Source organism: Saccharothrix texasensis, from assembly GCF_003752005.1.
GTDB lineage: Bacteria > Actinomycetota > Actinomycetes > Mycobacteriales > Pseudonocardiaceae > Actinosynnema > Actinosynnema texasense.
Genome location: NZ_RJKM01000001.1, coordinates 4414058 through 4437536, shown reverse-complemented (window position 1 = coordinate 4437536; position 23479 = coordinate 4414058). Strand labels below are relative to the sequence as shown.

The 23479-nt window shown below is 73.6% G+C and carries 26 protein-coding genes and 1 pseudogene; 16 read left to right on the top strand and 11 right to left on the bottom strand.

Features of this window, described 5'->3' with window-relative positions; all coding sequences use genetic code 11:
- The first annotated feature begins 38 nt into the window (after positions 1–38).
- The 3 genes from mshB to EDD40_RS18775 are packed head-to-tail and all read left to right on the top strand — an operon-like array spanning position 39 to position 1991.
- Entirely contained in the window at positions 39–878 is an 840-nt protein-coding gene (gene mshB / locus EDD40_RS18785) for an N-acetyl-1-D-myo-inositol-2-amino-2-deoxy-alpha-D-glucopyranoside deacetylase (RefSeq protein WP_123744077.1), read from the top strand.
- Positions 875–1267, top strand: coding sequence for a hypothetical protein (locus EDD40_RS18780; RefSeq protein WP_123744076.1), 393 nt, complete (start codon positions 875–877; stop codon positions 1265–1267). Before mshB ends, EDD40_RS18780 begins: the two co-directional genes overlap by 4 nt.
- Positions 1248–1991 carry a hypothetical protein gene (locus tag EDD40_RS18775; RefSeq protein WP_123744075.1) on the top strand — a complete coding sequence of 248 codons (744 nt, stop codon included), beginning with the start codon at positions 1248–1250 and terminating at the stop codon, positions 1989–1991. The genes EDD40_RS18780 and EDD40_RS18775 overlap by 20 nt, the downstream gene beginning before the upstream one ends.
- Here EDD40_RS18775 and EDD40_RS18770 read toward each other — a convergent pair.
- Complete coding sequence (locus tag EDD40_RS18770) at positions 1967–2704, bottom strand: GNAT family N-acetyltransferase (protein ID WP_123744074.1); 738 nt, start codon at positions 2702–2704, stop codon at positions 1967–1969. The two genes, EDD40_RS18775 and EDD40_RS18770, sit on opposite strands and share 25 nt — an antisense overlap.
- Before the next feature lie 146 nt (positions 2705–2850).
- Here EDD40_RS18770 and fdxA point away from each other — a divergent pair, with 146 nt between their 5' ends.
- Together fdxA and dapC are read left to right on the top strand one after the other, a co-directional pair.
- Positions 2851–3177, top strand: a complete 327-nt coding sequence (gene fdxA / locus EDD40_RS18765; protein ID WP_123744073.1) for a ferredoxin — start codon at positions 2851–2853, stop codon at positions 3175–3177.
- The gene (dapC, locus tag EDD40_RS18760) at positions 3174–4274 is read left to right on the top strand and encodes a succinyldiaminopimelate transaminase (RefSeq protein ID WP_123744072.1); all 1101 of its coding nucleotides are present in this window, start codon (positions 3174–3176) and stop codon (positions 4272–4274) included. The genes fdxA and dapC overlap by 4 nt, the downstream gene beginning before the upstream one ends.
- 150 nt (positions 4275–4424) lie before the next feature.
- On the opposite strand, the gene dapD is transcribed toward dapC, so the two are convergent.
- Positions 4425–5396, bottom strand: a complete 972-nt coding sequence (gene dapD, locus EDD40_RS18755) for a 2,3,4,5-tetrahydropyridine-2,6-dicarboxylate N-succinyltransferase (RefSeq protein WP_236594675.1) — start codon at positions 5394–5396, stop codon at positions 4425–4427.
- 25 nt (positions 5397–5421) lie between these two features.
- On the opposite strand from dapD, the gene dapE reads away from it, so the two are divergent.
- Together dapE and EDD40_RS18745 are read left to right on the top strand one after the other, a co-directional pair.
- Positions 5422–6501, top strand: a complete 1080-nt coding sequence (gene dapE, locus EDD40_RS18750) for a succinyl-diaminopimelate desuccinylase (RefSeq protein WP_123744070.1) — start codon at positions 5422–5424, stop codon at positions 6499–6501.
- Between the two features lie 10 nt (positions 6502–6511).
- The gene (locus EDD40_RS18745) at positions 6512–7276 is read left to right on the top strand and encodes an LOG family protein (RefSeq protein ID WP_123744069.1); all 765 of its coding nucleotides are present in this window, start codon (positions 6512–6514) and stop codon (positions 7274–7276) included.
- A 103-nt stretch (positions 7277–7379) separates the two neighbouring features.
- Here EDD40_RS18745 and EDD40_RS18740 read toward each other — a convergent pair whose 3' ends face one another.
- From EDD40_RS18740 to EDD40_RS18730, 3 genes are all read right to left on the bottom strand, one after another.
- Positions 7380–8423, bottom strand: a complete 1044-nt coding sequence (locus EDD40_RS18740) for a DNA glycosylase AlkZ-like family protein (RefSeq protein ID WP_123744068.1) — start codon at positions 8421–8423, stop codon at positions 7380–7382.
- Entirely contained in the window at positions 8416–8787 is a 372-nt protein-coding gene (locus EDD40_RS18735) for a DUF3224 domain-containing protein (protein ID WP_170185135.1), read from the bottom strand. Before EDD40_RS18735 ends, EDD40_RS18740 begins: the two co-directional genes overlap by 8 nt.
- 73 nt (positions 8788–8860) lie before the next feature.
- On the bottom strand, positions 8861–10357 hold the full coding sequence (locus EDD40_RS18730; protein ID WP_123744066.1) for a CocE/NonD family hydrolase: 1497 nt from the start codon (positions 10355–10357) through the stop codon (positions 8861–8863).
- A 152-nt stretch (positions 10358–10509) separates the two neighbouring features.
- Between EDD40_RS18730 and folP the strand changes: the two genes are divergently transcribed.
- The gene (folP, locus tag EDD40_RS18725) at positions 10510–11370 is read left to right on the top strand and encodes a dihydropteroate synthase (RefSeq protein ID WP_123744065.1); all 861 of its coding nucleotides are present in this window, start codon (positions 10510–10512) and stop codon (positions 11368–11370) included.
- Complete coding sequence (locus EDD40_RS18720; protein WP_123744064.1) at positions 11370–12272, top strand: glucosyl-3-phosphoglycerate synthase; 903 nt, start codon at positions 11370–11372, stop codon at positions 12270–12272. Before folP ends, EDD40_RS18720 begins: the two co-directional genes overlap by 1 nt.
- A 197-nt stretch (positions 12273–12469) precedes the next feature.
- Here the strand turns inward: EDD40_RS18720 and EDD40_RS43665 are convergent.
- The 4 genes and pseudogenes from EDD40_RS43665 to EDD40_RS18700 form a co-directional block, all read right to left on the bottom strand.
- A pseudogene (locus EDD40_RS43665) lies at positions 12470–12841 on the bottom strand (ATP-binding cassette domain-containing protein); the annotation flags it as partial.
- Between the two features lie 830 nt (positions 12842–13671).
- Positions 13672–15312 carry a thiol reductant ABC exporter subunit CydD gene (cydD, locus tag EDD40_RS18710; protein WP_123744063.1) on the bottom strand — a complete coding sequence of 547 codons (1641 nt, stop codon included), beginning with the start codon at positions 15310–15312 and terminating at the stop codon, positions 13672–13674.
- Positions 15299–16144: a cytochrome d ubiquinol oxidase subunit II gene (locus tag EDD40_RS18705; protein WP_123744062.1), complete on the bottom strand. Its 846-nt coding sequence runs from the start codon at positions 16142–16144 to the stop codon at positions 15299–15301. Before EDD40_RS18705 ends, cydD begins: the two co-directional genes overlap by 14 nt.
- Positions 16145–16154: 10 nt before the next feature.
- On the bottom strand, positions 16155–17321 hold the full coding sequence (locus EDD40_RS18700) for a cytochrome ubiquinol oxidase subunit I (RefSeq protein WP_123744061.1): 1167 nt from the start codon (positions 17319–17321) through the stop codon (positions 16155–16157).
- 89 nt (positions 17322–17410) lie between these two features.
- Between EDD40_RS18700 and EDD40_RS18695 the strand changes: the two genes are divergently transcribed.
- Genes EDD40_RS18695 through EDD40_RS18675 form a run of 5 tightly spaced genes read left to right on the top strand, consistent with a single transcriptional unit; the run spans position 17411 to position 19768 of the window.
- Entirely contained in the window at positions 17411–17749 is a 339-nt protein-coding gene (locus EDD40_RS18695) for a PadR family transcriptional regulator (protein ID WP_123744060.1), read from the top strand.
- A complete protein-coding gene (locus EDD40_RS18690; protein WP_123744059.1) occupies positions 17731–18408 on the top strand; it encodes a permease prefix domain 1-containing protein in 678 nt (225 codons plus the stop codon). The genes EDD40_RS18695 and EDD40_RS18690 overlap by 19 nt, the downstream gene beginning before the upstream one ends.
- 28 nt (positions 18409–18436) lie before the next feature.
- Positions 18437–18784 carry a DivIVA domain-containing protein gene (locus tag EDD40_RS18685; RefSeq protein WP_123744058.1) on the top strand — a complete coding sequence of 116 codons (348 nt, stop codon included), beginning with the start codon at positions 18437–18439 and terminating at the stop codon, positions 18782–18784.
- Positions 18771–19184: an SRPBCC family protein gene (locus EDD40_RS18680; RefSeq protein WP_123744057.1), complete on the top strand. Its 414-nt coding sequence runs from the start codon at positions 18771–18773 to the stop codon at positions 19182–19184. The genes EDD40_RS18685 and EDD40_RS18680 overlap by 14 nt, the downstream gene beginning before the upstream one ends.
- Complete coding sequence (locus EDD40_RS18675; protein ID WP_123744056.1) at positions 19181–19768, top strand: DNA-3-methyladenine glycosylase I; 588 nt, start codon at positions 19181–19183, stop codon at positions 19766–19768. The genes EDD40_RS18680 and EDD40_RS18675 overlap by 4 nt, the downstream gene beginning before the upstream one ends.
- Here EDD40_RS18675 and EDD40_RS18670 read toward each other — a convergent pair.
- Both EDD40_RS18670 and EDD40_RS18665 read right to left on the bottom strand, forming a co-directional pair.
- A complete protein-coding gene (locus EDD40_RS18670; RefSeq protein WP_123744055.1) occupies positions 19755–20534 on the bottom strand; it encodes an enoyl-CoA hydratase-related protein in 780 nt (259 codons plus the stop codon). The two genes, EDD40_RS18675 and EDD40_RS18670, sit on opposite strands and share 14 nt — an antisense overlap.
- Before the next feature lie 15 nt (positions 20535–20549).
- Positions 20550–21329 (bottom strand): PaaX family transcriptional regulator, encoded by a 780-nt coding sequence (locus EDD40_RS18665; RefSeq protein ID WP_123744054.1) that lies wholly within the window; start codon positions 21327–21329, stop codon positions 20550–20552.
- A 262-nt stretch (positions 21330–21591) separates the two neighbouring features.
- On the opposite strand from EDD40_RS18665, the gene EDD40_RS18660 reads away from it, so the two are divergent.
- Complete coding sequence (locus EDD40_RS18660; protein ID WP_012783412.1) at positions 21592–21759, top strand: DUF3117 domain-containing protein; 168 nt, start codon at positions 21592–21594, stop codon at positions 21757–21759.
- 168 nt (positions 21760–21927) lie between these two features.
- Complete coding sequence (locus EDD40_RS18655; protein WP_123744053.1) at positions 21928–23379, top strand: leucyl aminopeptidase family protein; 1452 nt, start codon at positions 21928–21930, stop codon at positions 23377–23379.
- The last annotated feature ends 100 nt before the right edge of the window (positions 23380–23479 follow it).

Genomic DNA, 23479 nt, shown 5'->3' with positions numbered 1-23479 from the left:
CGGAACAGCGGCCACCCCACACCGATTAGTCTCTTCCGGTGACGCTCACCGCTCCACCACGGTTGCTGCTGGTACACGCACATCCCGACGACGAAAGCCTGTGGACGGGCGGCACGATCGCCCGCTACTCCGCGCTGGGCGTGCACGTCACCGTGGTCACCTGCACCCTCGGCGAGGAGGGCGAGATCATCCCGCCGGCGCTCCAGGAGCTGACCGCGGACGCCGCCGACCAGCTCGGCGGGTACCGGGTCGCGGAACTGAGGTCCGCCTGCGCGGCCCTCGGCGTGACCGACCACCGGTTCCTCGGCGGCATCGGCCGCTGGCGGGACTCCGGGATGGCCGGCGTCGAGGCGAACAGCCACCCGCGCGCCTTCGTCAACGGCTCGGCCGACGAGCAGGCCGCCGCCCTGTCGGAGATCATCGCGTCGGTGAAGCCGCAGGTCGTGGTCACCTACGACGCGTTCGGCGGCTACGGGCACCCCGACCACATCCGGGCGCACGAGATCACCACGGCCGCGGCGACGGACGTGGACCGCGTCTTCCACGCCGTGACGTCCCGCGCCGCGACCGAGGCGGGCGCGGCGGCGCTGGCCGAGGTCGGCGACCTGCCGTGGCGGCTGCCCGCCGAGGACGAGCTGGTGGTCACCGACGACGCCGCGATCACCACCACGATCGACATCTCCGAGCACCTGGTCGCGAAGCTGCGGGCGTTGCGCGCCCACTCCACGCAGATCAGCGTGTGGCAGGACGGCTCGGGCCGGGCCGCCTACGCGCTGTCCAACGGCATCGCGCAGCCCGTCGCGCAGGCCGAGTACTACGTGCTGGCCAAGGGTCCCGCGGCGGGCGCGGAGACAGACCTGTTCGGGGGGCTCGATTGACCGATCGCCTCGCTCTCGTCGGGATCGCGGTCGCGGCGTTCGTGCTCGCGGTGCTGGAGCTGTTCTTCCTGCCCGTGCGGCTGGACGGCACCCTGCTCCCGCGCGTGGACGACCTGCCGTTCCCGATCACGGTGGTGCTCGCGATCGTGACCACGCCGATGCTGGTCGTCGCCGCCTCGTGGCACGGGCGCCGCACGCTGTCCGTGGTGTCGCCGCTGCTGGTGTGGACGGGCACGTTGTTGCTGTTCGGCCTGTTCGGACCGGGAGGGGACGTGGTACTCCTCAACGACTGGCGCACCCTGGTGCTGTTCGCCGGGGGCGCGTTGCCGGGCGCCATCGCGGTGGGCGCGCACATGGGGAGGACCGCCGGTGCCGGAGACGATCACTGACCGGGACGTGGTGCGGGCGCTGCGCCCGTTCGTGCGGGCGACCGGACCGCTGCTGGACACCCTGCGCGACGCGAACCTGCTGGGGCTGCGCGACCGCGAGGCCGAACGCGACGCCGACCGCAAGCTCGTGGACAAGCTGTGGGACCGGCTGGCCGCGGTGAAGGTGCCGGGCACGGCCGCGTGGACGCGGATGGACGTGCTCCAGCGCGACGAGTTCTGGCTCAACCGGGTCGGCCGGCTCGTGTCGCTGGTCGCCGCGCTGCCCGGGATCGGCGGCGTGCTCGCCGACCGGCTGCCCGTCCAGTCGGCGCTCGGCGCGGCCGGGCAGGGGCTGCTGCTGTCGGCCATCGCGGGCGAGCACGGGTTCACCTCGACCGAGGACCGCGTGCGGCTGCTCGCGCACGTGCTGTTCCAGCGGGAGGTCGACGGGCTGCCGGTCGACCGGCGGCCCGGCGAGACGAGCACCGAGGACGAGCAGACCGCCGCGCTCACCGAGGAGCTGCGGGAGCGGTCCACGTTCCGGGCGATCGGCGCGACCATCTGGAAGCTCGCCAAGGTCCTCTGGAAGCTGGAGGACGAGCTGGACAAGCGCCCGCAGGGCCGGCTGCACCACCAGGCGCTGGGCATGCTGCCCGTGGTCGGCGTGGTGGGCGACTACTTCGGCGAGCGCTCGGCGTTGAAACGGGTCCGCAAGGCCGCCTACGCGTGGTTCGACACCCAGTAGCGGTAGCGGTGGTGCTCGACGCAGCCCAACGACTCGTAGAGCGTGATCGCGGGCTTGTTGTGCTCGGCCACCTGCAACGCGCACGTCGTCGCACCCCGGTCGACGCCCCACGCGGCCAGACCGCCCATCAGCCGCCGCGCCAGGCCGAGCCGGCGCGCCTCGGGGCGCACGGCGAGCCGTGCCACGTGCAGCAGGTCGCCGACGACGGCGCCGCGCACGGCGGCCAGCACGCGGCCGTCCCGGACTACCGCGCCGAAACCGACCTGCCCGCCCGACGCGAGCACGTGCCGCTGCGCGGGGGTGGGGTCGGGCCGGGCGACGAGCTCCCACCATCCGGGAGACGGGAAGTCCGAAATGTCCACCTCGGCTTCCTTCGGGGTGGCGAACCCAGCCGGCCTGCCCGTCATCACCAGCGACTCCGCCCCGCCCGGGTGATCCACATCGACCCGCCACCCGGCGGCCTCGACCTCGGCCTCGGCGGGCGCGCCGATCACCACGTGGGCGGCCGGCCCGATGCCGTTGGCGGTCGCGAAGTCGATCACCTCGGCGAGCGCGTCGACCACCGGAATCCCGGGATCGCCCGTGGTCAAGGCGCTGTTGGCCCGTCCGGTGAACCCGCCCGCGGCCCGCAGCCGCCACTGCCCGAGCGGCCGGTCGACCAGCGCCGGCCACGCGTCGGCGCACCGCTGCTCCAAGTCGGTGACGTGCTGCACCCCCGCATCGTGCACCGCCCCGGTGGACGTGGGTCTGTGAGGTGGAGCACGGTGCGGTTAAGGCAAGCCTGGGCGTTGGACAATCGACTCCGCCGCGTACTCTCCGGCTTGCGCGGTGTGGACCAGAACAAGAGCAGGAGAGCGCAGTGACCTATGTGATCGCCCAGCCGTGCGTGGACGTGCTCGACAAGGCGTGCATCGAAGAGTGCCCCGTCGACTGCATCTACGAAGGCGACCGGATGCTCTACATCCACCCGGACGAGTGCGTCGACTGCGGTGCTTGCGAGCCGGTGTGCCCCGTCGAGGCCATCTACTACGAGGACGACGTCCCCGACGAGTGGAAGGAGTACACGAAGGCGAACGTGGACTTCTTCGACGAGCTGGGCTCACCCGGTGGCGCCTCCAAGGTCGGCAAGGTCAGCGCCGACCCCGCGGTCATCAAGGCACTCCCCCCGCAGGCGTCGCACGAGTGACCTCCGGCACCTCGCGGAGGCTCCCGGACTTCCCCTGGGACTCGCTGGCCGACCACGCCGCCAAGGCGCGCACGCACCCCGGCGGCGTGGTCGACCTGTCCATCGGCACCCCGGTGGACCCGGTCCCGGAACTGATCCGGCACGCCCTCGGCACCGTCGCCGACGTACCCGGCTACCCGACCACGCACGGCACGCCGGCGTTGCGCGAGGCGGTCGTGGGCGCGTTGGCGCGGCGGCACGGCGTGACGGGGCTCGACCCGGCGGCGGTCCTGCCGACCATCGGGTCGAAGGAGCTGGTGGCGTGGCTGCCGACGTTGCTGGGCCTGGGGCCGGGCGACGTGGTGGCCATCCCGGCGCTGTCGTACCCGACCTACGAGGTGGGCGCGCGGCTGGCGGGCGCCACCCCGGTGCGGCTGGCCGACGGCGAACCGCCCCCGCCCGGCACGTCGCTGGTGTGGCTGAACTCGCCGTCCAACCCGACCGGCCGGGTGCTGTCCGACGAGCAGCTGGCGCGGGCCGTGGCCGACGCGCGAGCCGTCGGGGCGGTCGTCGCGTCCGACGAGTGCTACCTGGCGCTGGCGTGGGACGCGCAGCCGGTGTCCGTGCTGCTGCCGTCGGTCAACGGCGGCTCGGTGGACGGGGTGCTGGCCGTGCACTCGCTGTCCAAGTCGTCCAGCCTCGCCGGGTACCGGGCGGGGTTCGTGACGGGCGACCCGGCGCTGGTGGCGTCGCTGCTCGAGGTGCGCAAGCACGCGGGCATGATCATGCCCCGGCCGGTCCAGGCGGCGATGACGGCGGCGTTGAACGACGACGCGCACGTCGCCGAGCAGCGCGAGCGGTACCGGGCGCGGCGGGCCGTGCTGCTGCCGGCGTTGACCGCGGCGGGCTTCACCGTGGACCACTCGGAGGCCGGCCTGTACCTGTGGTCGACCCGGGACGGCGAGAACGCGTGGGACACCGTCGGCTGGCTCGCCGAGCGCGGCATCCTGACCGCTCCGGGCACGTTCTACGGCCCGACGGGCGACCGGCACGTCCGCATCGCCCTGACCGCCACCGACTCGGCCATCGCCACCGCCACCACCCGCCTCACCCCCTGACCCCCGCGTGAGTCGTACGTTCACGCCGCGAGAGTCGTACGTTCACGGCACCTGAATTCAACGCTCGACCGACCACTCGGTATGGCCGAACGTTGAATTCAGGGTCGCTGAACGTACGACTCTCGCGCGTTGAACGTTGGACTCTCGGGGTCAGTCGTTGGCGTGCAGGGCGGCGTTCAGCTCGATGCCCTGGCCCTCGCGGGAGCGGACCTTGACGACGCCGGTGGTCGAGTCGCGCAGGAACAGCAGGTTCGACATGCCGGACAGCCGGCCCGCCTTGACGACGGCGCCGTCCTCGCCGGTGACCTTCGTCCCCGCGGTGATGTACAGGCCGGCCTCCACGACGCAGTCGTCGCCCAACGAGATGCCCACGCCGCCGTTCGCGCCGATCAGGCAGCGCTCGCCGACCGAGATGACCTGCTTGCCGCCACCGGACAACGTGCCCATGATCGACGCGCCGCCGCCCACGTCCGAGCCGTCACCGACGACGACACCGGCCGAGATGCGGCCCTCCACCATCGACGTGCCCAGCGTGCCGGCGTTGAAGTTCACGAAACCCTCGTGCATCACGGTCGTGCCGGACGCCAGGTGCGCGCCCATCCGCACCCGGTCCGCGTCCGCGATCCGCACCCCGCTGGGCACGACGTAGTCCACCATCCGCGGGAACTTGTCGACCCCGTGCACGGTCACCGGGCCACGTGCGCGCAGCCGCAGCCGGGTCTGCTCGAACCCCTCCACCGCGCACGGCCCGTAGTTCGTCCACACCACGTTGTTGAGCAGCCCGAACAGGCCGTCCAGGTTCGCGCCGTGCGGCCGCACGAGCCGCGACGACAGCAGGTGCAGCCGCAGCCACACGTCGTAGGTCGAGGTGGGCGCGTCGGCCAGCGAGCCGATGCCGACCCGGACGCCGATGACCTCGACGTCGCGCTCGGCGTCCGCGCCGAGCTGCTTGGCGGCGGCCTCACCGAGCTCGACCGACACCTCCGCGGACGACAGCAGCGCCACACCGGGCTCCGCGGTCCCGAGCGACGGCGACGGGAACCACGTGTCCAGCACAGCGCCGGTAGGGGTGACGGTGGCGAGTCCGACGCCGTACGCGCCGGTGGGGTTTGCGGTGCTCACGGGTGCCAACGGTAACGTGCGCCGAGTGGCCGACACCTTGCACCTCGCCGCCGATCCCGTCGAGCTGACCGCCGCGCTGGTCGACACGCCCAGCGTCTCCGAAGACGAAGCCCGCATCGCCGACCTCGTCGAACGGTCCCTCAGGGACCAGACGGCCCTGGAGGTCACGAGGTCCGGCAACGCCGTGCTGGCCCGCACGAACCTCGGTCGCCCGACCCGGGTCGTGCTCGCCGGCCACCTCGACACCGTGCCGATCAACGACAACCTGCCGTCGCGCCTGGAGGACGGTGTCCTGCACGGCTGCGGCACCGTCGACATGAAGGGCGGCGACGCGGTGATGCTGCACCTCGCCGCGACGGTCGCCGACCCGCGCCACGACCTGACGTTCATCTTCTACGACTGCGAGGAGATCGACGCCGTCCGCAACGGCCTCGGCCGCATCGAGCGCGAGCTGCCGGAGTGGCTGCGCGGGGACCTGGCGATCGTGTGCGAGCCGTCCAACGGCGTGATCGAGGCGGGCTGCCAGGGCACGATCCGCGTCGAGGTCCGCACGAAGGGCGTCCGCGCCCACACCGCGCGCGGCTGGATGGGCGTGAACGCGATCCACGCCGTCGGCGAGGTCCTGCGCCGCCTGGAGGCCTACGAGCCGCGGCAGGTCGAGATCGACGGCTGCCGGTACCGCGAGGGCCTGCAGGCGGTGAAGATCGGCGGCGGCGTCGCGGGCAACGTGGTGCCGGACGAGGCGGTGCTCACCGTCAACCACCGCTTCGCCCCCGACCGCACCCCGGAGCAGGCCGAGCAGCACCTGCGGGAGGTGTTCGAGGGCTACGACGTCACGGTCACCGACAGCTCGCCGGGCGCGCTGCCCGGTCTCGCCTCGCCGACCACCCGCGAGCTCGTCGCCGCCGCCGGCGGCGTCCCCGTCGCCAAGCTCGGCTGGACGGACGTGGCCCGCTTCGCCGCCCTGGGCATGCCGGCGGTGAACTTCGGACCGGGGGACCCGACGCTGGCGCACACCCGGCAGGAGCACGTCCCGGTGCACCAGATCCGGCGGTGCGCCGACGTGCTGCGCCGCTTCCTCGGTCACGACCAGGCGCGCGGCTAGACTCCGGCCAATGACGGACAGCGTGGACGAGCACCCCAAGGAGAAGCAGCGCGGACCGGTCGTCCTGCGTCGCGAGCGCCGCGACGAGCTGACCACCACCGACCAGCGGTTGCTGGACTCGCGCGGCCACAGCGACTGGGTGCACACCGACCCGTGGCGCGTGCTGCGCATCCAGGCGGAGTTCGTCGAGGGCTTCGGCGCGCTGGCCGAGGTGCCGAGCGCGGTGACCGTGTTCGGCTCCGCCCGCACCGGCCGCGACCACCCCGAGTACGAGACGGGGCGCAAGCTGGGCGCCGCGCTGGCCGAGGCGGGGTTCGCGGTGATCACCGGTGGTGGGCCGGGCGCGATGGAGGCGGTCAACCGGGGCTGCTCGGAGGCGGGCGGGTTCTCCGTCGGCCTCGGCATCGAGCTGCCGTTCGAGCAGGGCCTGAACCCGTGGGTCGACCTCGGCGTGAACTTCCGCTACTTCTTCGTCCGCAAGACGATGTTCATCAAGTACTCGCAGGCGTTCATCTGCCTGCCGGGCGGGTTCGGCACGCTCGACGAGCTGTTCGAGGCGTTGACGCTCGTGCAGACGAAGAAGGTCACCAAGTTCCCGGTGGTCCTGTTCGGCAAGTCGTACTGGCAGGGCCTCTACGACTGGGTGCGCGAGTCGGTGCTGGCCAGCGGCAAGGTCGGCGAGAAGGACCTGGACCTGCTGTACCTGACCGACGACATCGACGACGCGGTGCGCGTGGTGAACGACGCGCACAAGGCCTGGGCGGACGCGCACTGACCGCGGGCGGGCCGGTGGTCCGGCCGGACGTCGACGGTCGCCGCCGGGTCGGGGGAGTCGCGCGACCGGGGGCTCGTGCCCCCGGTCCGCGCCCGACTCCCCGCTAGCGGACCTTCGCCTCCGCCAGGCCGCGGGCCGCCGCCAGCCGGGTCGCCTCCTCCGCGAACATCTCCACGTCCAGCGGCACGAACGGCGACACCTCGACGTCCAGCCGCGAGCCCGTCGCCCTGGCCTGCCAGGTGCCCAGGATCTCGCCGTCCACGAGCAGCGCGCCCCGGCGGCCCAGGATTCGCCACACCTGCTTCTGGTGCGCCTTGTCCGGCACGAGCAGGTCGCGGTCGCGGGCGTTCAGGTAGGGGTCCAGCGGTGGCAGCAGCCGCACCACCTCGGGCTCCGGCGGGTTCTCGAACGCCGCCATCCGGTCGGCCGGCAACCACGCCCGCTTGGACACCGCGACCAGGTCGTCCGGCCACACGTCCTTCACCTCGCGGACCGGCGCGCCGAAGTGGTGCGCCACCTCGGACGGCCCGGCGGGGCCGTGCAGCCGCAGGTAGTCCGAGATCAGCGCGGGGAAGCCCGCGCTCTCCCGGGGCACGTCCCGCCGGCCCTCCAGCGGCACGAACGTCACCGTCTTCTCCGCCGGGTCGAACCGCAGCCCCGCGGGCAGCACGGCGAGGCGGAAGACCGGGTCGAGCACGTGGGTGGCGTCGCAGCCCCGGCACCAGGCGGCGACGTCCGGGCGCACCACCGCGGTGAGCCGGGCCGACGCCTCGCCCTTCGTCATCGGCCCCGTCACCACCTCGCGCAACGCCGAGGCGACCTCGTGCAGCACCTCGCGCCCGTGCTCCACCGGCGGCCGGTTCATCCGGGCCACCGCGTCGGCGTCGCTCAACGGCCACAGCCGGGCGGCCAACGCCGGCACCTCGTCGGCCCGGTGCCAGTGGGGCGCGCCCCGCACGCTCCACGTGAGGGTGAACCCGTCCAGCTCCGGCACCTGCTCCAACCGCGCCGCCAGCGCGGGCACCGCCGACCGCTCCGAGTCCTGCAACCCGAGGTCGAACACCCGCAGCCCGGACGCGTCGGCGACGGTCCGGTCGAACTGGTGCGCGGCGACCCGGTAGGCGATCACCCGTTCCCGGTCAGCCAAGGTCGTGGTCCAGGGTGATCAGTTCGTGCTCCAGCCGGGCCGTGCCGGAGATGCCGGTCAGCTCGCCGGTGCCGGACCCGGGCACGATGTGGCCCCAGAACTCGGCGTTGTCACCGGACATGACCGCGCCGTGCTGCAGGACGAACGTCCCGGCCTTCCCGTCGAGCGTCCCGGTGAACCTCTCGGTGCCCACGTAGCCGGCGGCGCCGTCCGAGGGCTGGCACATGGTCAGCTCGGCCGTGCTGGTGCCCACCATCGCGCCGCTGTACGCCTTGTCCACGAGCGCCCGGCCCAGCTGCGGCTCCGCCTCGTCGTAGACGGTCTGGTCCCATCGGGTGATCTTGAACGTCGACTTCGCTTCCATGCGGGCGATCCTGTCAGGCATTCCTGCCACCCGCTGTCAGGGTCGGCCTCGGCCCACCGGGCCCCTCAGCCCCTCACCCCCTCGGCACCTCCAGCCACGACCCCGCGCCGAACGCCACCGACGACCCGATCGCACTCGACCCCTGGTACCGGGCGTCCACGGTGTCCACGACCAGCACCAGCCGGTTCCCGGCCGCCACGTTCCACACCACCGGCTCCAGCTCGACGTCGACCGCGCGGGTCGCGGTCCCGGTCAGCGTCACCGGCTTGTGCGTGATCAACGCGCCCGACCCCAGGGCGTTGACCTCGTACAGGTACGCGTACAACGTGGTGCGGGCCGCGCCGGGCGTCACCGTCAAGTGCGCCTTCGGCGTGCCGCTGACCGAGCCGGCGCTCCACTGCACGGGTCCGCGCCACACCGCCGCCGCACCCCGGTCGACCAACGGCGTGGACACCCCGACCGGCAGCCGCAGGAACCCCTGCAACGCGCCCGACACCAGGACCACGCCGCTCTCCGCGATGGTGGGCCACCCCGCCCCGATCCGGTCCGCCGACAACGCCACCGCCTCCGTGCGGGCCGTCACCGCCGCCCACGACGGGTACGACCGCCAACCGCCGCCGTTGTTCGGCTTCACCTGCACGGGCAGCTCGCGCTCGACCCCGTTCTCCTCGCCCTTCACGTACCGGTCGAACCAGCGCCCCACCGAGGTCCAGATCTCGTTCGGCAGCCCGGCCGCCCCGAACAGCTCGGCCGTCGCGTGGTCGCCCGGCGACAGCATCAACCGCTTCGGCCCGCTCAACGCGCCGAAGAAGTCCGTGAGCTGGCCGGGTGCGAACAGCCCGTCGTTCCAGGCGTTGCCGATCAGCACCGCCGCCTTGATCGACGACACGTGCGAAGCCGGCGAGCGGGGCGGCGAGATCGGCAGCACGTCGGCGAACCGGCCTTCCCGGTAGGCCGCCTCGGCCTCGCGCAGCACGGGCCCCGGCCGGCCGGTGAGCTTCCCCGCCGCCAGCAGCAACTCCACCGCCTGCGCGCTCACCGTCTCGTTCGGGTACAGCGAGCGGCCCAGGTCGGTCCACGTGCTCAGCGCCGTCACCGCCTTGATCCGCGGGTCGCGCGCCGCGGCCAGCAGCGACTGCCCCGCGCCGTAGGAGATCCCGCCGACGCCGATCCGCGCCGGGTCGCCGCCCGCGTGCGCCAGGCCCCAGTCGATCACCCGGCTGACGTCGGCCACGGTGTCCGGCCCGGCGACGTCGATCTCGCCCGCCGAGTCGTGGAAGCCGCGGGAGGTGTAGCTGATCACCGAGTACCCGGACTCGTAGGCCAGCCTGGCCGCCGCGCCCACGTACTCGATGTTGTTCACGCCCCAGCTCGACGGCAGCACGAGCAGCGGGAACGGGCCGCTGCCACGTCCGGTCGGCGTGACGACGAAGGCCTTCAACGGCGTGCCGCCCTCGCCGGGGATGGTCTGGTAGGCCACCGCGAACCCGGGCGCGGCGGCCTGGGCGGACGGTGGTGCGAGCACGAGCGCCACCAGGGCGGCGAGCAGCAGGGGGAGTGGTCGGCGCACGAGGTCCTCCTTGACCGTCGGCCACCCGGTCCAGCCACCGTGACCGGGATCACGCAGGGGGTGTTACCGGTGAGTAAACACGCAACGTACTCGTCGGTAGCAGAGGGCTGTGACGCAGCTCACGGGCAACCCCGACGTGGCACCATGCCCCCATGCGGTTCGGTTCACGAGAGGTCGCCGGGGATCGCGCGCTGGTGATGGCGATCGTCAACCGGACGCGCGACTCGTTCTACGACCGCGGCGCGACCTTCTCCGACGACGCCGCCATGGCCGCGGTGGACCGGGCGGTCGCCGAAGGCGCGGACATCGTCGACATCGGCGGGGTCAAGGCGGGCTCCAAGGGCGAAGTGGTGGACGCCGCCGAGGAGGCGCGCCGGGTCGTGCCGCTCGTCGCGGCGGTCCGCGACCGGCACCCCGACCTGGTGATCAGCGTCGACACCTGGCGGCACGAGGTGGGTCGCGCGGTCTGCGAGGCGGGCGCGGACCTGATCAACGACACGTGGGCGGGCGCGGACCCGGCGCTGGCCGAGGTGGCGGCGGAGTTCGGCGTCGGCATCGTCTGCTCCCACACCGGCGGTCTCGAACCGCGCACCGACCCGCACCGCGTCCGCTACGCCGACGTGGTGGCGTCCGTGGTGGCGGAGCTGGTCGAGCGGGCCGAGCGGATGGTCGCGCTGGGCGTGCCCGCCGAGGGCGTGCTGATCGACCCGACCCACGACTTCGGCAAGAACACGTGGCACGGCCTGGAACTGCTCCGCCGGCTGGACGAGCTCGTGGCCACCGGGTGGCCCGTGCTGATGGCCCTGTCGAACAAGGACTTCGTCGGCGAGACCCTGGGCGTGGAGCTGGACGACCGGGTCGACGGCACGCTCGCCGCCACCTCCGTGGCCGCGTGGACCGGCGCGAAGGTCTTCCGGGCGCACCAGGTGCGCCAGACCCGGCGGGTGGTCGAGATGGTGGCGAGCATCGCCGGCACGCGACCCCCGGCGCGCGTGCTGAGGGCGTTGGCCTGATGACCGACTGGTTCGCGGCCAACACGTGGCAACGGCCGCGGTGGACCCCCGAGGAGCTCCTCGCGCACAAGGCGGACCGCACCGTCAGCGTCGTCCTGCCCGCGCTCGACGAGGAGGCGACCGTCGCCGACGTCGTCGCCGTGGTCCGCCCGCTCCTGGGCACCCTCGTGGACGAGCTCGTGGTCGTCGACTCCGGCTCCACCGACGACACCGCGGCCCGCGCGGCCGCGGCGGGAGCGCGGGTCGTGCACCGGACCGACGTGCTGCCCGACCTGGCGCCCCGCCCCGGCAAGGGCGAGGTCCTCTGGCGCTCGCTGGCCGCCACCACCGGCGACCTGGTCGTGTTCCTCGACTCCGACCTGGTCGACCCGGACCCCGAGTTCGTGCCCGCCCTGCTCGGCCCGCTGCTCACCCGCGCCGACGTGCACCTGGTGAAGGGCTTCTACCGGCGGCCGCTGCGACTGGAGAGCACCGGCGGCGGCCGGGTCACCGAGCTGGCGGCCCGGCCGCTGCTCAACGCCCTGCGGCCCGAGCTGGCGGGCGTCGTGCAGCCGCTGGGCGGCGAGTACGCGGGCACGCGCGAGTTCCTGGAGTCGGTGCCGTTCGCGCCCGGCTACGGCGTCGAGATCGGGCTGCTGCTCGACGCGCACACCCGCTACGGCCTGGACGGGATCGCGCAGGTCAACCTGGGCGTGCGCAAGCACCGCAACCGGGACCTGCGGCAGCTCGGGCCGATGGCGGCTCAGATCGCGGTCACCGCGCTGCGCCGCTGCGGTGTGCCGGTGGCGTCGTCGACGCTGACGCAGTTCGTGCCGTTCGACGGCGAGTGGCTGCCGTCGCCGGTGGAGGTGCCCGCCGAGGACCGGCCCGCCATGCGCTCGGTGCTCCAGCGGTCGCGGTAGTAGCCGGGCGCCGCGACCAGCTCCTCGTGCGTGCCCTCCTGCGCGACGCGACCCCCGTCGAGCACCACGACCCGGTCGACACCGGCCAACGGCGCGAGCCGGTGCGTGACCAGCACGACGGCGCCCCGCGCGTGGTCGAGCACGCGGCGCAGGACGGCGTCACCGTGATCGACCGCCAGGCCTTCGACGGGTTCGTCGAGCAGCAGCACGTCCGGGTCGGCCAGCAGGGCGCGGGCCAGCAGCAGGCGTTGCCGCTGACCGCCGGACAACGCGCCGCCGTCCTCGCCGACCACGGTGTCCCACGGCACGTCCAGGTCCACCACCCGGGCGACTTCGTCCAGCTCCTCCTGTGACGCCTCCGGCCGGCCCAGCCGCACGTTGGCTTCCACGGTGGCGTGGAAGACGTGCGCGTCGTCCAGCACGCCCTTGGCGACGCCGGGGTGCGCGGCGGCCAACGCCCGCAGGAACGTGCTCTTCCCCGCCCCGCTGGCGCCCACCACCCCGACCCGGCCCACGGGCAGCTCCACGTCCGGTGCCGGGGCGTCCCGCACCGGCAGCAGCTCCACCATCCGCAACGCCTCCCGCACCCGCGTGACCGACCCCCGCACCTCGGCCCACCGCTGCGCCGCCGCCGCCAGCGGCAGCGTCACCTCCAGCACCGCGACCGAGCCCAGCACGACGTGCGCCGGGGCGCCGGACCGCAGGAACGCCAACGCCACCCCGAACTGCACGACCACGGCCGCCGCCGCCAACGCCGCCGCGCCGGACCCGCCCCGCCGTTCCCGGTCGGCCACCGCGTCGACCACCCGGCCGGTCGCGGCCAGCTCCCGGTCCAGCGCGCCGAACGCGGTCAGCTCGGCCGCTCCGTCCAGCAGCACGACGGTCCGCTCCGCCAACTCCGCCCGCAACGGCGCCAGCGCCCGCGAGTGCCGCACCGCGAGCCCGTACGCGGCCCACGGGACGAGGCAGGCGGTCACCACCAGCCCGACCGCCAACGGCCACGCGAAGCCCGTCGCCGCCAACGCCACCACCCCGACCACGACCGCCACCGCGCCGGGCAACGCGCACCGCAACAACGCGTCCTGCACACCGTCCACATCGGACACGAGTCGGGTGAGCGCGTCGCCCTTGGCGAGCGGACGGCGCAGCAACGCCTCGTACACCCGGCCGCGCACCTCCGCCAGGTGCCGCAACACCGCCGAGTGCCCGGCCAGCCGTTCGGCGTACCGCAGCCCGCCGCGCGCCAGGGCCAACGTCCGCACCGCCACGACCGCCACCGCCAACGCCGACAGCGGCGGCTGCCCGGCGGCGCGCACGACGAGCCACACGGCGGTGGTCATCAGCCCGATCCCGGCCAGTTCGGCGGCCACCCCGGCGGCCACCGCGAGCACCAGTCGCCTCATCCGAACGCCACCACCCGATCCACCTCGTCGAGCACCGCGGGCCGGTGCGCCACGACGATCGCCGTCCGCCCGGCCACGAGCCGCCGCGTCGCCCGCACCACCGCGTCCTCGGTGCCGCCGTCCAGCCGGGACGTCGGCTCGTCCAGCAACAACAGCCGCGCCTCGTCCCGCACCAACGCCCGCGCCAACGCGACCCGTTGCCGTTCACCGGAGGACAGCGGGTGCTCGGCGTCGACCAACCCCGCCAACCCCATCTCCGCCGCCGCGCCGCGAACGTCACCGGAAGAGCCCAGGGCGATGTTCTCGCCGACCGTGCCGGGGAACAGCGTCGGCCGCTGCGGCACCCACGCCACCTGCCGCAACCACGACTCGCGGTCGATCTCGCGCAGGTCCACCCCACCGACCAGCACCCGCCCCGACGCGGGCGTCACGAACCCCAGCACCACGGCCAGCAACGTGCTCTTCCCCACCCCGCTGGGCCCGACCAGCCCGACCCTCTCACCGGCCGCGACCCGCAACGACATCCCGCCCAACGCCTCCCTGCCGGGATACCGGACCACCACCTGGTCCACCACGATCCCGGCCGTCCTCAGGTCGGGCGCACGCGTCCTGCCGACCTCGACGAGTTGTCCACAGCCCCCGCCCGACGACGCCTCTGCGTCGTCCCCCTCTGGCAGGATCAAGATCGGGGATCCCCCGGGCGAGGACCCCTGCGCAGCGACGACCTGCGGCGCCGGCCGCGACGCGGCGCGCGATCGTGCTCCGGGCGCGGTCCCCGGTGCGGCTTGTGGCACGGCCTCCAGCACGGCCAGGCCCTCCGCGGCGGCGTGGAACTGCGAGCCGGCCGCCCGCAGCGGCAGGTAGGCCTCCGGCGCCAGCAGCAGCACGAGCAGCGCCACCGGCAACGTCACCCCGCCGTGCAGCAACCGCAACCCCACCGGCACGGCCACCAGCGCCACCGACAACGTCGCCACCAGCTCCAGCACCAGCGCCGACAAGAACGCGACCCGCAGCGTCCGCATCGTCGCCGCCGCGTGCGCCGCCGCCATCGCCCGCACCGTCCCCGCCTGCGCCGCCGCCCGCCCGAACACCTTCAACGTGCCCATCCCGCGCACCACGTCCAGGAAGTGCCCGCCCACCACCGCCAACCCGGCCCACTGGGCCCGCGTCCGATCCCGGGTGTGCGAGCCGACCAGCGCGGCGAACACCGGCACCAGCGGCAACGTCAGCAGCACCACGACGGCCGACGTCAGGTCCGCGAACGACAACCGCGCCACCACGGCGACCGGCACCACGGCCGCCACCACCGCCTGCGGCAGGTAGCCGGCGAAGTAGGGCTCGACCGAGTCGACCCCCTTCACCACGAGCGTCGTGACCGCCCCGGACGTCCCGCGGCGCCCGTCCCGCAGCACCCGCTTGCGCAACGCGGCCTTCATCGACACCGCGAAGCGCCGCGTCACGACCCGCCCGCCCCACACCACGCCCGCGCGGGCCGTGACCACCGCCACCACCCACCACGCCGACCACCCGCCCGCCAGCACCCCCGCCAGCACCTCGGCCTGCGCCAGCACCACCGCCGCCGTCAGGACCGCCAAGACCACCAGGACGGCGACGTACCGCCGGTCAACGTGCCGCACGGGACATCCGCCAGGTCGCCCACTGGAACACCAGCACCAGCGGCACCACCACGACCGCCGCCCACGTCAGCACCCGCAACGACGACACGTCGGCCATCACCGACGCGGTCACCACCGACCGCGCCCCGAACACCCCCACCACCGGCAACGCGCACAGCACGGCGCTGCACCCGAACGCCACCCGGTGCCGCCCCGCGCGCAACGCCACCCGGACGCCGCCCAACGACGCCAGCGCGAGCACCGCGGTCACCCCGAACGCGGGCCTCGGCACCGACCCGGCCGTCACCACCGCCGCCACCGCGAAACCCGCACCGGGCAGCACCAGCACACCCGCGATCCGCGTCGCCCGCGCCCGCAGCTCACCCGACAACCGCCAGGCCAGGAACACCGCACCGTGCAACCAGAACACCACCGCCATCCCCGCACCCCACAACCACACGGGCCCGCCGAGCACCCGCCCCAGCAGCACGCCCCACCCGACGGCCACCACGAGCGCGCCGCCCACCAGCAGGAAGTCCCAGCCGGACGACCGCAGCTGCACCGCCACCGTGAAGCACACCAGCCCGGCCAGCAGCACCGCGAACACCGTGTGCTGCGACGACAGCAACTCGCCCTCCAGGCGGGGGAACGCGCCGAACAGCACGCCCACCGCGGCGACCAGCCACACCTCGTTGCCGAGGAAGAACGGCGTCACCGCGCGCAGCACCGCCCGCCGCGACCGCTCGTCCCGCCCGACCACCCGCAGCAACGCCCCGACCCCGTAGTCGAACCCGGCCAGCGCGAAGTAACCGCAGGTCAAGAACGCGAGAAGGGCTACCCAGACACCTTGCACGACACACCTCTCACAGCGCCGGGACGAGCGGCGACACCGGCGCCTCGTCCGAGTCGACCGGTCCACGCCGCGCGAGCCGGGCGATCAGCACCCAGTCGGCGACCGCCAGCACCGCGAACACGGACGTGAACGCGACGAACGACACGAGCACCTGGTCCGCGCCCACGTGCGACATCGCGTCCCGCGTGGTCAGCACCCCCTGGACCAGCCACGGCTGCCGCCCGACCTCCCGGAACAGCCAGCCGCCGATCGCGGCGACGAACGGCAGCGGGATGCCGAGCACCATCAGGTACAGCGGGAACCGCATCCGGACCACCAGGTCGCGGGCCAGCAGCGGCACGGTCACCCAGCTCACCAGCAGCAGCGCGAACCCGATCTGGATCATGAACCCGAGCCCGGCGCCGTCCGCCGCGCCGACCGTGCCGAACTTCTCCGGCTGGTAGCGCTCCACGATCGGGAACTGCCCGAACCCGAACCCGACCAGCGGCGGCGTGGCCAGCGCCGTCAGCACCACGCCCAGCCGCAGCGACCGGCGGAAGAAGTCGACCTCCGCCGTGCGGCGGATGAAGTGGTAGGCGCTCACCCCGGTCAGGAACACGCCGCCGACGGTCAACGACGCGAAGCACACGTGCAGGAACGCGGCGCCGAACGTCGGGTTGGTCAGCAGCGCGGAGAAGTCGACCAGCCGCAGCACCCCGTCGCGCAGCTCGTGCCCGGCGGGGTGCTGCAGGAACGCGTTGGCCACCATGATCCAGAACGCGGAGGCGAAGGCGGTCAGCGCCACCAGCCAGATCAGCGCCAGGTGCGCCCACTTGGGCATCCGGTCCCAGCCGAAGATCCACAGGCCGAGGAACGTCGACTCCAGGAAGAACGCCACCAGCGTCTCCAGCGCCAGCGGCGCGCCGAACACGTCGCCCGCGAACGTCGACAGGCCCGACCAGTTCAGCCCGAACTGGAACTCCATGACGATGCCGGTCGCGATGCCGAGCGCGTAGTTCACCACGTAGAGCCGGCCCCAGAAGCGCGCCATCCGGGCGTGCACGGGGTCGGCGGACAGCGTGGCCCGGGTCTGCATCACCGCCACCGACGTCACCAGTCCGAGCGTCAGCAGCACGAACAGGAAGTGGAACGACGTCGTGGTGGCGAACTGGAGCCGGGCCAGTCCGAGAGCATCCATGAGTAGGCACGTTATAGGTAGGCAGACAACCTAACATCGGGGATGTCCCGGATGTCCACCCCGAGCCACGACCAGTAGAGTCGCTACCCATGAAGTCCGACGCGCTGCGCGGGCACCTGGACGCGCTCCTGCTGGCCACGCTCGACGGCGGGCAGCTGCACGGCTACGCCATCATCGAGGCGTTGCAGCGGCGCAGCGGCGGCGCCCTCGACCTGCCCACCGGCACCGTCTACCCGGCCCTGCGCCGGCTGGAGACCGCCGGCCTGGTGGCCAGCGAGTGGAGCACCGTCGGCGGCCGGCAACGCCGCACGTACCGGCTCACCAAGGCCGGTCAGCGCGCCCTGGCCGCCGAGCGCACCGCGTGGCGCGACTTCACCACCGCCATCGAGGGCGTGCTGGGAGGCGGGCCGTGGCCGGCGCAGGCGTGATCGACGACTACGTGACCGCCCTGGACCGGCGGCTGCGCGGCCCGGACCCGGTCAAGGACGACCTGCTCGCCGAGGCCAGGGACAGCCTCCACGACGCCGCCGCCGCGCACCGCGACGACGGGCTCACCGAGGAGGACGCCCAACGCCGCGCCGTCGCCGAGTTCGGCCCGGTCACCGCCATCGCCCGCGAGTACCAGGGCCTGCTCGGGCTCGCCCACGGCGCCCGCACGCTGCGGTCGGTGATGCTCGTCATCCCGCTCGCGTACGTCATGTGGGAGCTCAACCGCAGGTTCTGGATCGGCGCCTGGCAGGACTTCGACGCCCCGCCGCCCGACTGGTACCTCGTCGTGGCCCGGTTCAACGACACGTCCGCGTGGCTGGTGGCGGGCGTCGCGGTGCTCGCCCTGCTCGTCGGACGGCGACTGGCCCGCACGGCGGTCAGCACGCTCACCCTGGCCCGGCTCGCCGGCGCCGTGGCCGTCGTCGCGGTCGGCGTGTCCCTGCTCGGCAACGTGGCGATCCTGGCCGCCACCGCCTACCTGGACGCCACGAGGCTGCTCACGTCGCCGCCGGTGGCCGCCGCGACCGTGCTCTCGTTCGTCATCGCGCTGCGGCTCGCCGTCCTCGCCCGGCGCTGTGTGGTGTTCTCCTCGGTCTGACCGGCGGGGCATGTGTCACGATCGTCACGTGACCTCAGCGCTCATCTACATCGTCGTCATGGCGCTCGTCGCGGCCGTGGTCTTCCTGCTGGCCGCGCTGGTGTTCGGACGTGGCGAGGAACTGGCGCCGCTGCCGCCGGGCGCGTCCCCGACCCGGCTGCCGTCCGACGACGTGACCCCGGACGACGTGCGCGACCTCAAGTTCCAGCAGGTCCTGCGCGGCTACAAGATGACCGAGGTGGACTGGGCGCTGGACCGCCTGGCCGGCGAGGTCGAACGGCTGCGGGACCGCGTCGCGGAACTGGAGGCCGACCTGGGCGTCGACCACCAGGCGGCGTCCGAGCCCGAACGGGAGCCGGAGCATGACCCGGCTTGACCTGCGCGTCCCCGTCGAGGCGCCGGCCGGGACCACCTGGGCGGCGCTGACCGACTGGGCGCGGCAGGGTGAGTGGATGCTCGGCACCACCGTCCGCGTGACCAGCGGCGACGGCGTCAGCACGGGCAGCGGGCTGACGGCGTTCACCGGCCTCGGCCGGCTCGGGTTCACCGATACCATGCGCATCACCGCGTGGGAGCCGCCGGTGCGCTGCGCGGTCGAGCACACCGGCCGGCTCGTGCGCGGCACCGGCGAGTTCGTCGTCGTCCCGCGCGGCGCGGAACGCAGCGAGCTCGTCTGGTCCGAGGACATCGCGCTGCCTCTCAACCTGGCCTTCGCACCGGGTGTGGCATGGTCGCTGCGCCGCTTCGCCGCCTTCGCCCGGGAGTACCGCGCATGACCGACCTCGTCCGCTGCCCGTGGGGCGACAGCACGCCCGACTACGTCGACTACCACGACACCGAATGGGGCGTGGAGCTGCGCGGCGAGGCGGCGATGTTCGAGCGCATGTCGCTCGAGTCGTTCCAGTCCGGCCTGGCCTGGATCACCATCCTGCGCAAGCGCGAGAACTTCCGGGCCGCCTTCGCGGGCTTCCGGCCCGAGGTGGTCGCCGAGTTCGACGCCGCCGACTTCGACCGGCTGATGGCCGACGCGGGCATCGTCCGCAACCGCGCCAAGATCACCGCCACGATCGCCAACGCCCGCGCGGTCGCCCGGCTCGACGTGCCGCTGGACGAGCTGCTGTGGTCCTTCGCGCCCGAGCGCCACGAACGGCCCGCCACGATCGCCGACGTGCCCGCCGTCACACCCGAGTCGAAGGCGATGGCCAAGGAGCTCAAGCGCCGCGGCTTCGCGTTCCTCGGCCCCACCACCTGCTACGCGCTGATGCAGGCCACCGGCATGGTCGACGACCACATCGCGGCCTGCTTCCGCGCCACGTCCCAGCCGGCCACCCGCGGGCGCCGGCGCGTCACCGGCCGGTGAACGTCGGCTTCCGCTTCGCCACGAACGCGGCCACCGCCTCGCGGTGGTCGGCCGTCGCGCCCGCCTCCGCCTGCGTGCGCGCCTCCACGTCCAGCGCCGCCGCCAGCTCACCGGAGAACGCCATCGCCTCCTTGATCTTGGCGTACGCCGTGGTCGGCCCGGCCGCCAGCTGACGGGCCAGCGCCTGCGCCGTCGACAGCACCTCGCCGTCCGGCACGACCTGGCCGACCATGCCGATCCGCAACGCCTCCTCCGCGGCGACCGGCTGCGCGAGCAGCATCATCTCCATCGCCCGGCCGTGCCCGATCAGCCTCGGCAACGTCCACGACGCGCCCGAGTCCGCGGTCAACCCCACGTTCGCGAACGCCATCAGGAACTTCGCCCCCGCGCCGGCCACCCGCAGGTCGCACGCGTACGCCAGCGACGCCCCCGCGCCCGCCGCCATCCCGTTCACCGCCGCGATCACCGGCTTCGGCATCCCCACGATCGCCTTGATCAGCGGGTTGTAGTGCCGCTCCACCGTGTGCAGCGGCGCCGGGTCGCCCGCCTCCAGCAGCGCGACGTGCTCCTTGAGGTCCTGACCGGCGCAGAACGCCTTCCCCGCCCCCGTGACGACCACCGCCCGCACGGCGTCGTCCGCGGCGGTCTCGACCACGGCCTCCAGGAACCGCTCCTTCAACGCCACCGTGAACGAGTTGAACGACTCGGGCCGGTTCAGCGTGAAGGTGCGAACGCCGTCAGCGTCGTCGATGAGGAGTTCGGACACGGGGTGACCTCCGGTTCAGTGGTGTGCGAGGGAGTCGTCGACGAACTCGGCCACCGCCGGCGCGAGCCGGTCGGTGTGCCGGTCGAAGAACGCGGCCGCCGCCGCGCCCGGCCAGTCGGCGGGCAGCAGCTCGCGCGGCAGGCCCGGGTCGCGGAACAGGAACTTGCGCCAGGCGTGCAGGAACCGCTGCGAAGCCGCGAACGCCGCCGACGGCGACGTACCGTCCACAGCGGACATCACCGGCTCCCACTCGGCCACGAACCGCGCGTAGTCCCGCCCCAGCGTGGACAGGTCCCAGGCGCGCGCCGCCAGCTCCGCCGGGTCGCCCTCGTGCTCGCCGTGGAACGTGCTGCCCCGGACGTCCTCCCCGGTCAGCACGTCCGCCAGCTCCGGCGACCGGCGCGGTGCGATCCACGTCACGGGCCCGAGCGCGCCGTAACCGAGCAATTGCAGCGAGGAGGCGAGCCGGTCCCGCGCCTCGCGCGCGGGCAGCTCCTCCAGCACCACCACGTGCCAGCGACCGTCCCACGTGGACGGCCGGGTGCGGTAGATGCGGGCCGCCGCCTCGTCCAGCCGCCGTTCCGCGCGAGGTGTCATCGCGTAGCCGGGGCCGTCCGGCAGGCGGACCGGCTCCAGCCAGCCCTGCCGCACGGTGCGCGAGACCGCCGTGCGCACGGCGGGCGCGGCGAAGTCCAGCGGCTCCAGCAACCGGACCAGGGCGGCGATCGTCGCCGCGCCACCCCGCTCGCGGAGGTGGCCGCCGTAGACGTCGAAGAGCGCGGAACGGGCTCGCACGAGAGCCGAGTCTGTCAGGGCGACCCCGCGACACGCCACAAAGCCGGCCGCGGTCACGACCAGGTGACGGTCGGCCCTCGGCGCGGAAGTCGTTGGGGCACGGCGATCCTGGGCCTGATCTGCGGCTTGGCGAAGATCGCCGAACGGTCGCCGGCCGGCCGGAAAGATCGGTTCGGTTTCGCTGCCGAGTCCGCATAGGGGAGAATGGCCGGAGTATCCGGCCCTGGTCGGACGGGGAAGATGTTGACGGAGGGAGCACGCGATGGCGGCCATGAAGCCCCGGACCGGCGACGGTCCCCTCGAGGTGACCAAGGAGGGGCGCGGCATCGTGATGCGCGTTCCGCTCGAGGGTGGTGGGCGCCTCGTCGTCGAGATGTCGGCGGACGAGGCCAACGCCCTGGGCGACGCCCTCAAGGCAGCCGCCGGCTGACCAGCCGGAGAAGAGAAAGCGTCGACGCCCCGGTTTCCACTGTGGAACCGGGGCCTCGCTACGTCGTGCCGCGCCGGTGACGCACCCCGCCGCCCGCGCCGTCTTACCGGGCTCTGATCTGCGGCTTCACCAGCCCCAACCCCCTGTCGCTCCTACCGGAGGTCCCCCGTGCGAGCACCCCTGCCCACCCCGCTGGTCACCGTGGAGGTGGCCGACACCCTCCGGCGAGGTGTGCCCGCGGTGCTCGTCGCGTTCCCCGGCGACCCGGTGCGGCTGGGGCCCGGCGCGGAGGACGTGACCGACCTCGGCGACGTGAGCGGCAAGGCCGGCGCGACCTCCCGGCAGGGGCGGACCTGGGTGGTCGGCGTCGGCGACGGCGGGCCGGGCGACTGGCGCAAGGCGGGCGCGTCGCTGGTCCGGGCGCTGCACGCGGACGCCGAGAAGGCGGGCGGGACGACGTTCGACGTGCGGCTGCCCGCCGACGTGACGGCGGAGGCGGTGGCGGCGTTCACGCTGGGCGCCGCCGTCGGCGGGTACCGGTTCAAGGTGACCTCGGAGCCGCCGCCGCCGCGGGTGAAGTCGTTGCGCCTGGTCACCGGGGGTGCCGGGCTGGTGGACGCGGTGCGGAGGGCCACCACGCTGGCCGCCGCGACGTCGTTTGGGCGCGACCTGGCGAACACGCCGTCAAATGTGAAGGATCCGTCGTGGCTGGCGTCGGCGGCGGTGAGGGCCGCGCGGGCGGCGCCCGGCCTCGACGTGGCGGTCCGGGACGAGAAGTGGCTGGCCGAGCACGGGTTCGGCGGGGTGCTGGCGGTCGGCGGCGGCTCGTCGCGGCCCCCGAGGTTCATCGAGCTGACGTGGCCGGGCACCGGCGAGGGGCAGTCGCACCTGGTCCTGGTCGGCAAGGGCATCACGTTCGACACCGGCGGCATCTCCATCAAGCCCGCCGAGGGCATGCACCTGATGCGCACGGACATGTCCGGCGGTGCGGCCGTCATCGCGGCCCTGGTCGCGATCGCCCGGCAGAGCCTGCCCGTCCGGGTGACGGGCTTGGTGCCGGCGGCGGAGAACCACGTGTCGGGCTCGGCGTACCGGCCGGGTGACGTCATCACCCAGTACGGGGGCACGACGACCGAGGTGACGAACACCGACGCCGAAGGCCGGCTGGTCCTGGCCGACGCGCTGGCCTACGCGGTGGCCACCCTGCGGCCGGACGTGCTGGTGGACGTGGCGACGCTGACCGGAGCGATGAAGGTCAGCCTGGGCCTGCGCACCGGGGGCCTGTTCGCGACCGACGACGACCTGGCCGCCCGCGTGGCCGAGGCCGGCGCCCGGGTCGGCGAGTCGTGGTGGCGGATGCCGCTGCTCGCGGACCTGGCGGAGGACGTGCGCAGCGACATCGCCGACCTGCGCCAGTGCCCGCCGGGGCCCGGCGGCATCACGGCGGCGCTGTTCCTGAAGGAGTTCACCGGCGGCGTCCCGTGGGCCCACCTGGACATCGCCGGCCCCGCGCGGGCCGACAAGGTCTACGACGAGGTGGTGCCGGGAGCCACCGGCTTCGCCGCCCGGACCCTGGTCGAACTGGCCGAGACCTACAGCCGGCCCGACACGATCGGGTGATCATGGCCCGGAAATGTACGGAAACGCCGTTACCGTCCCTCGGTTGAATCGAGGAACCGCAACCCGCCGAGACCCGCACCCCTCACGGACAGCGGGCCGG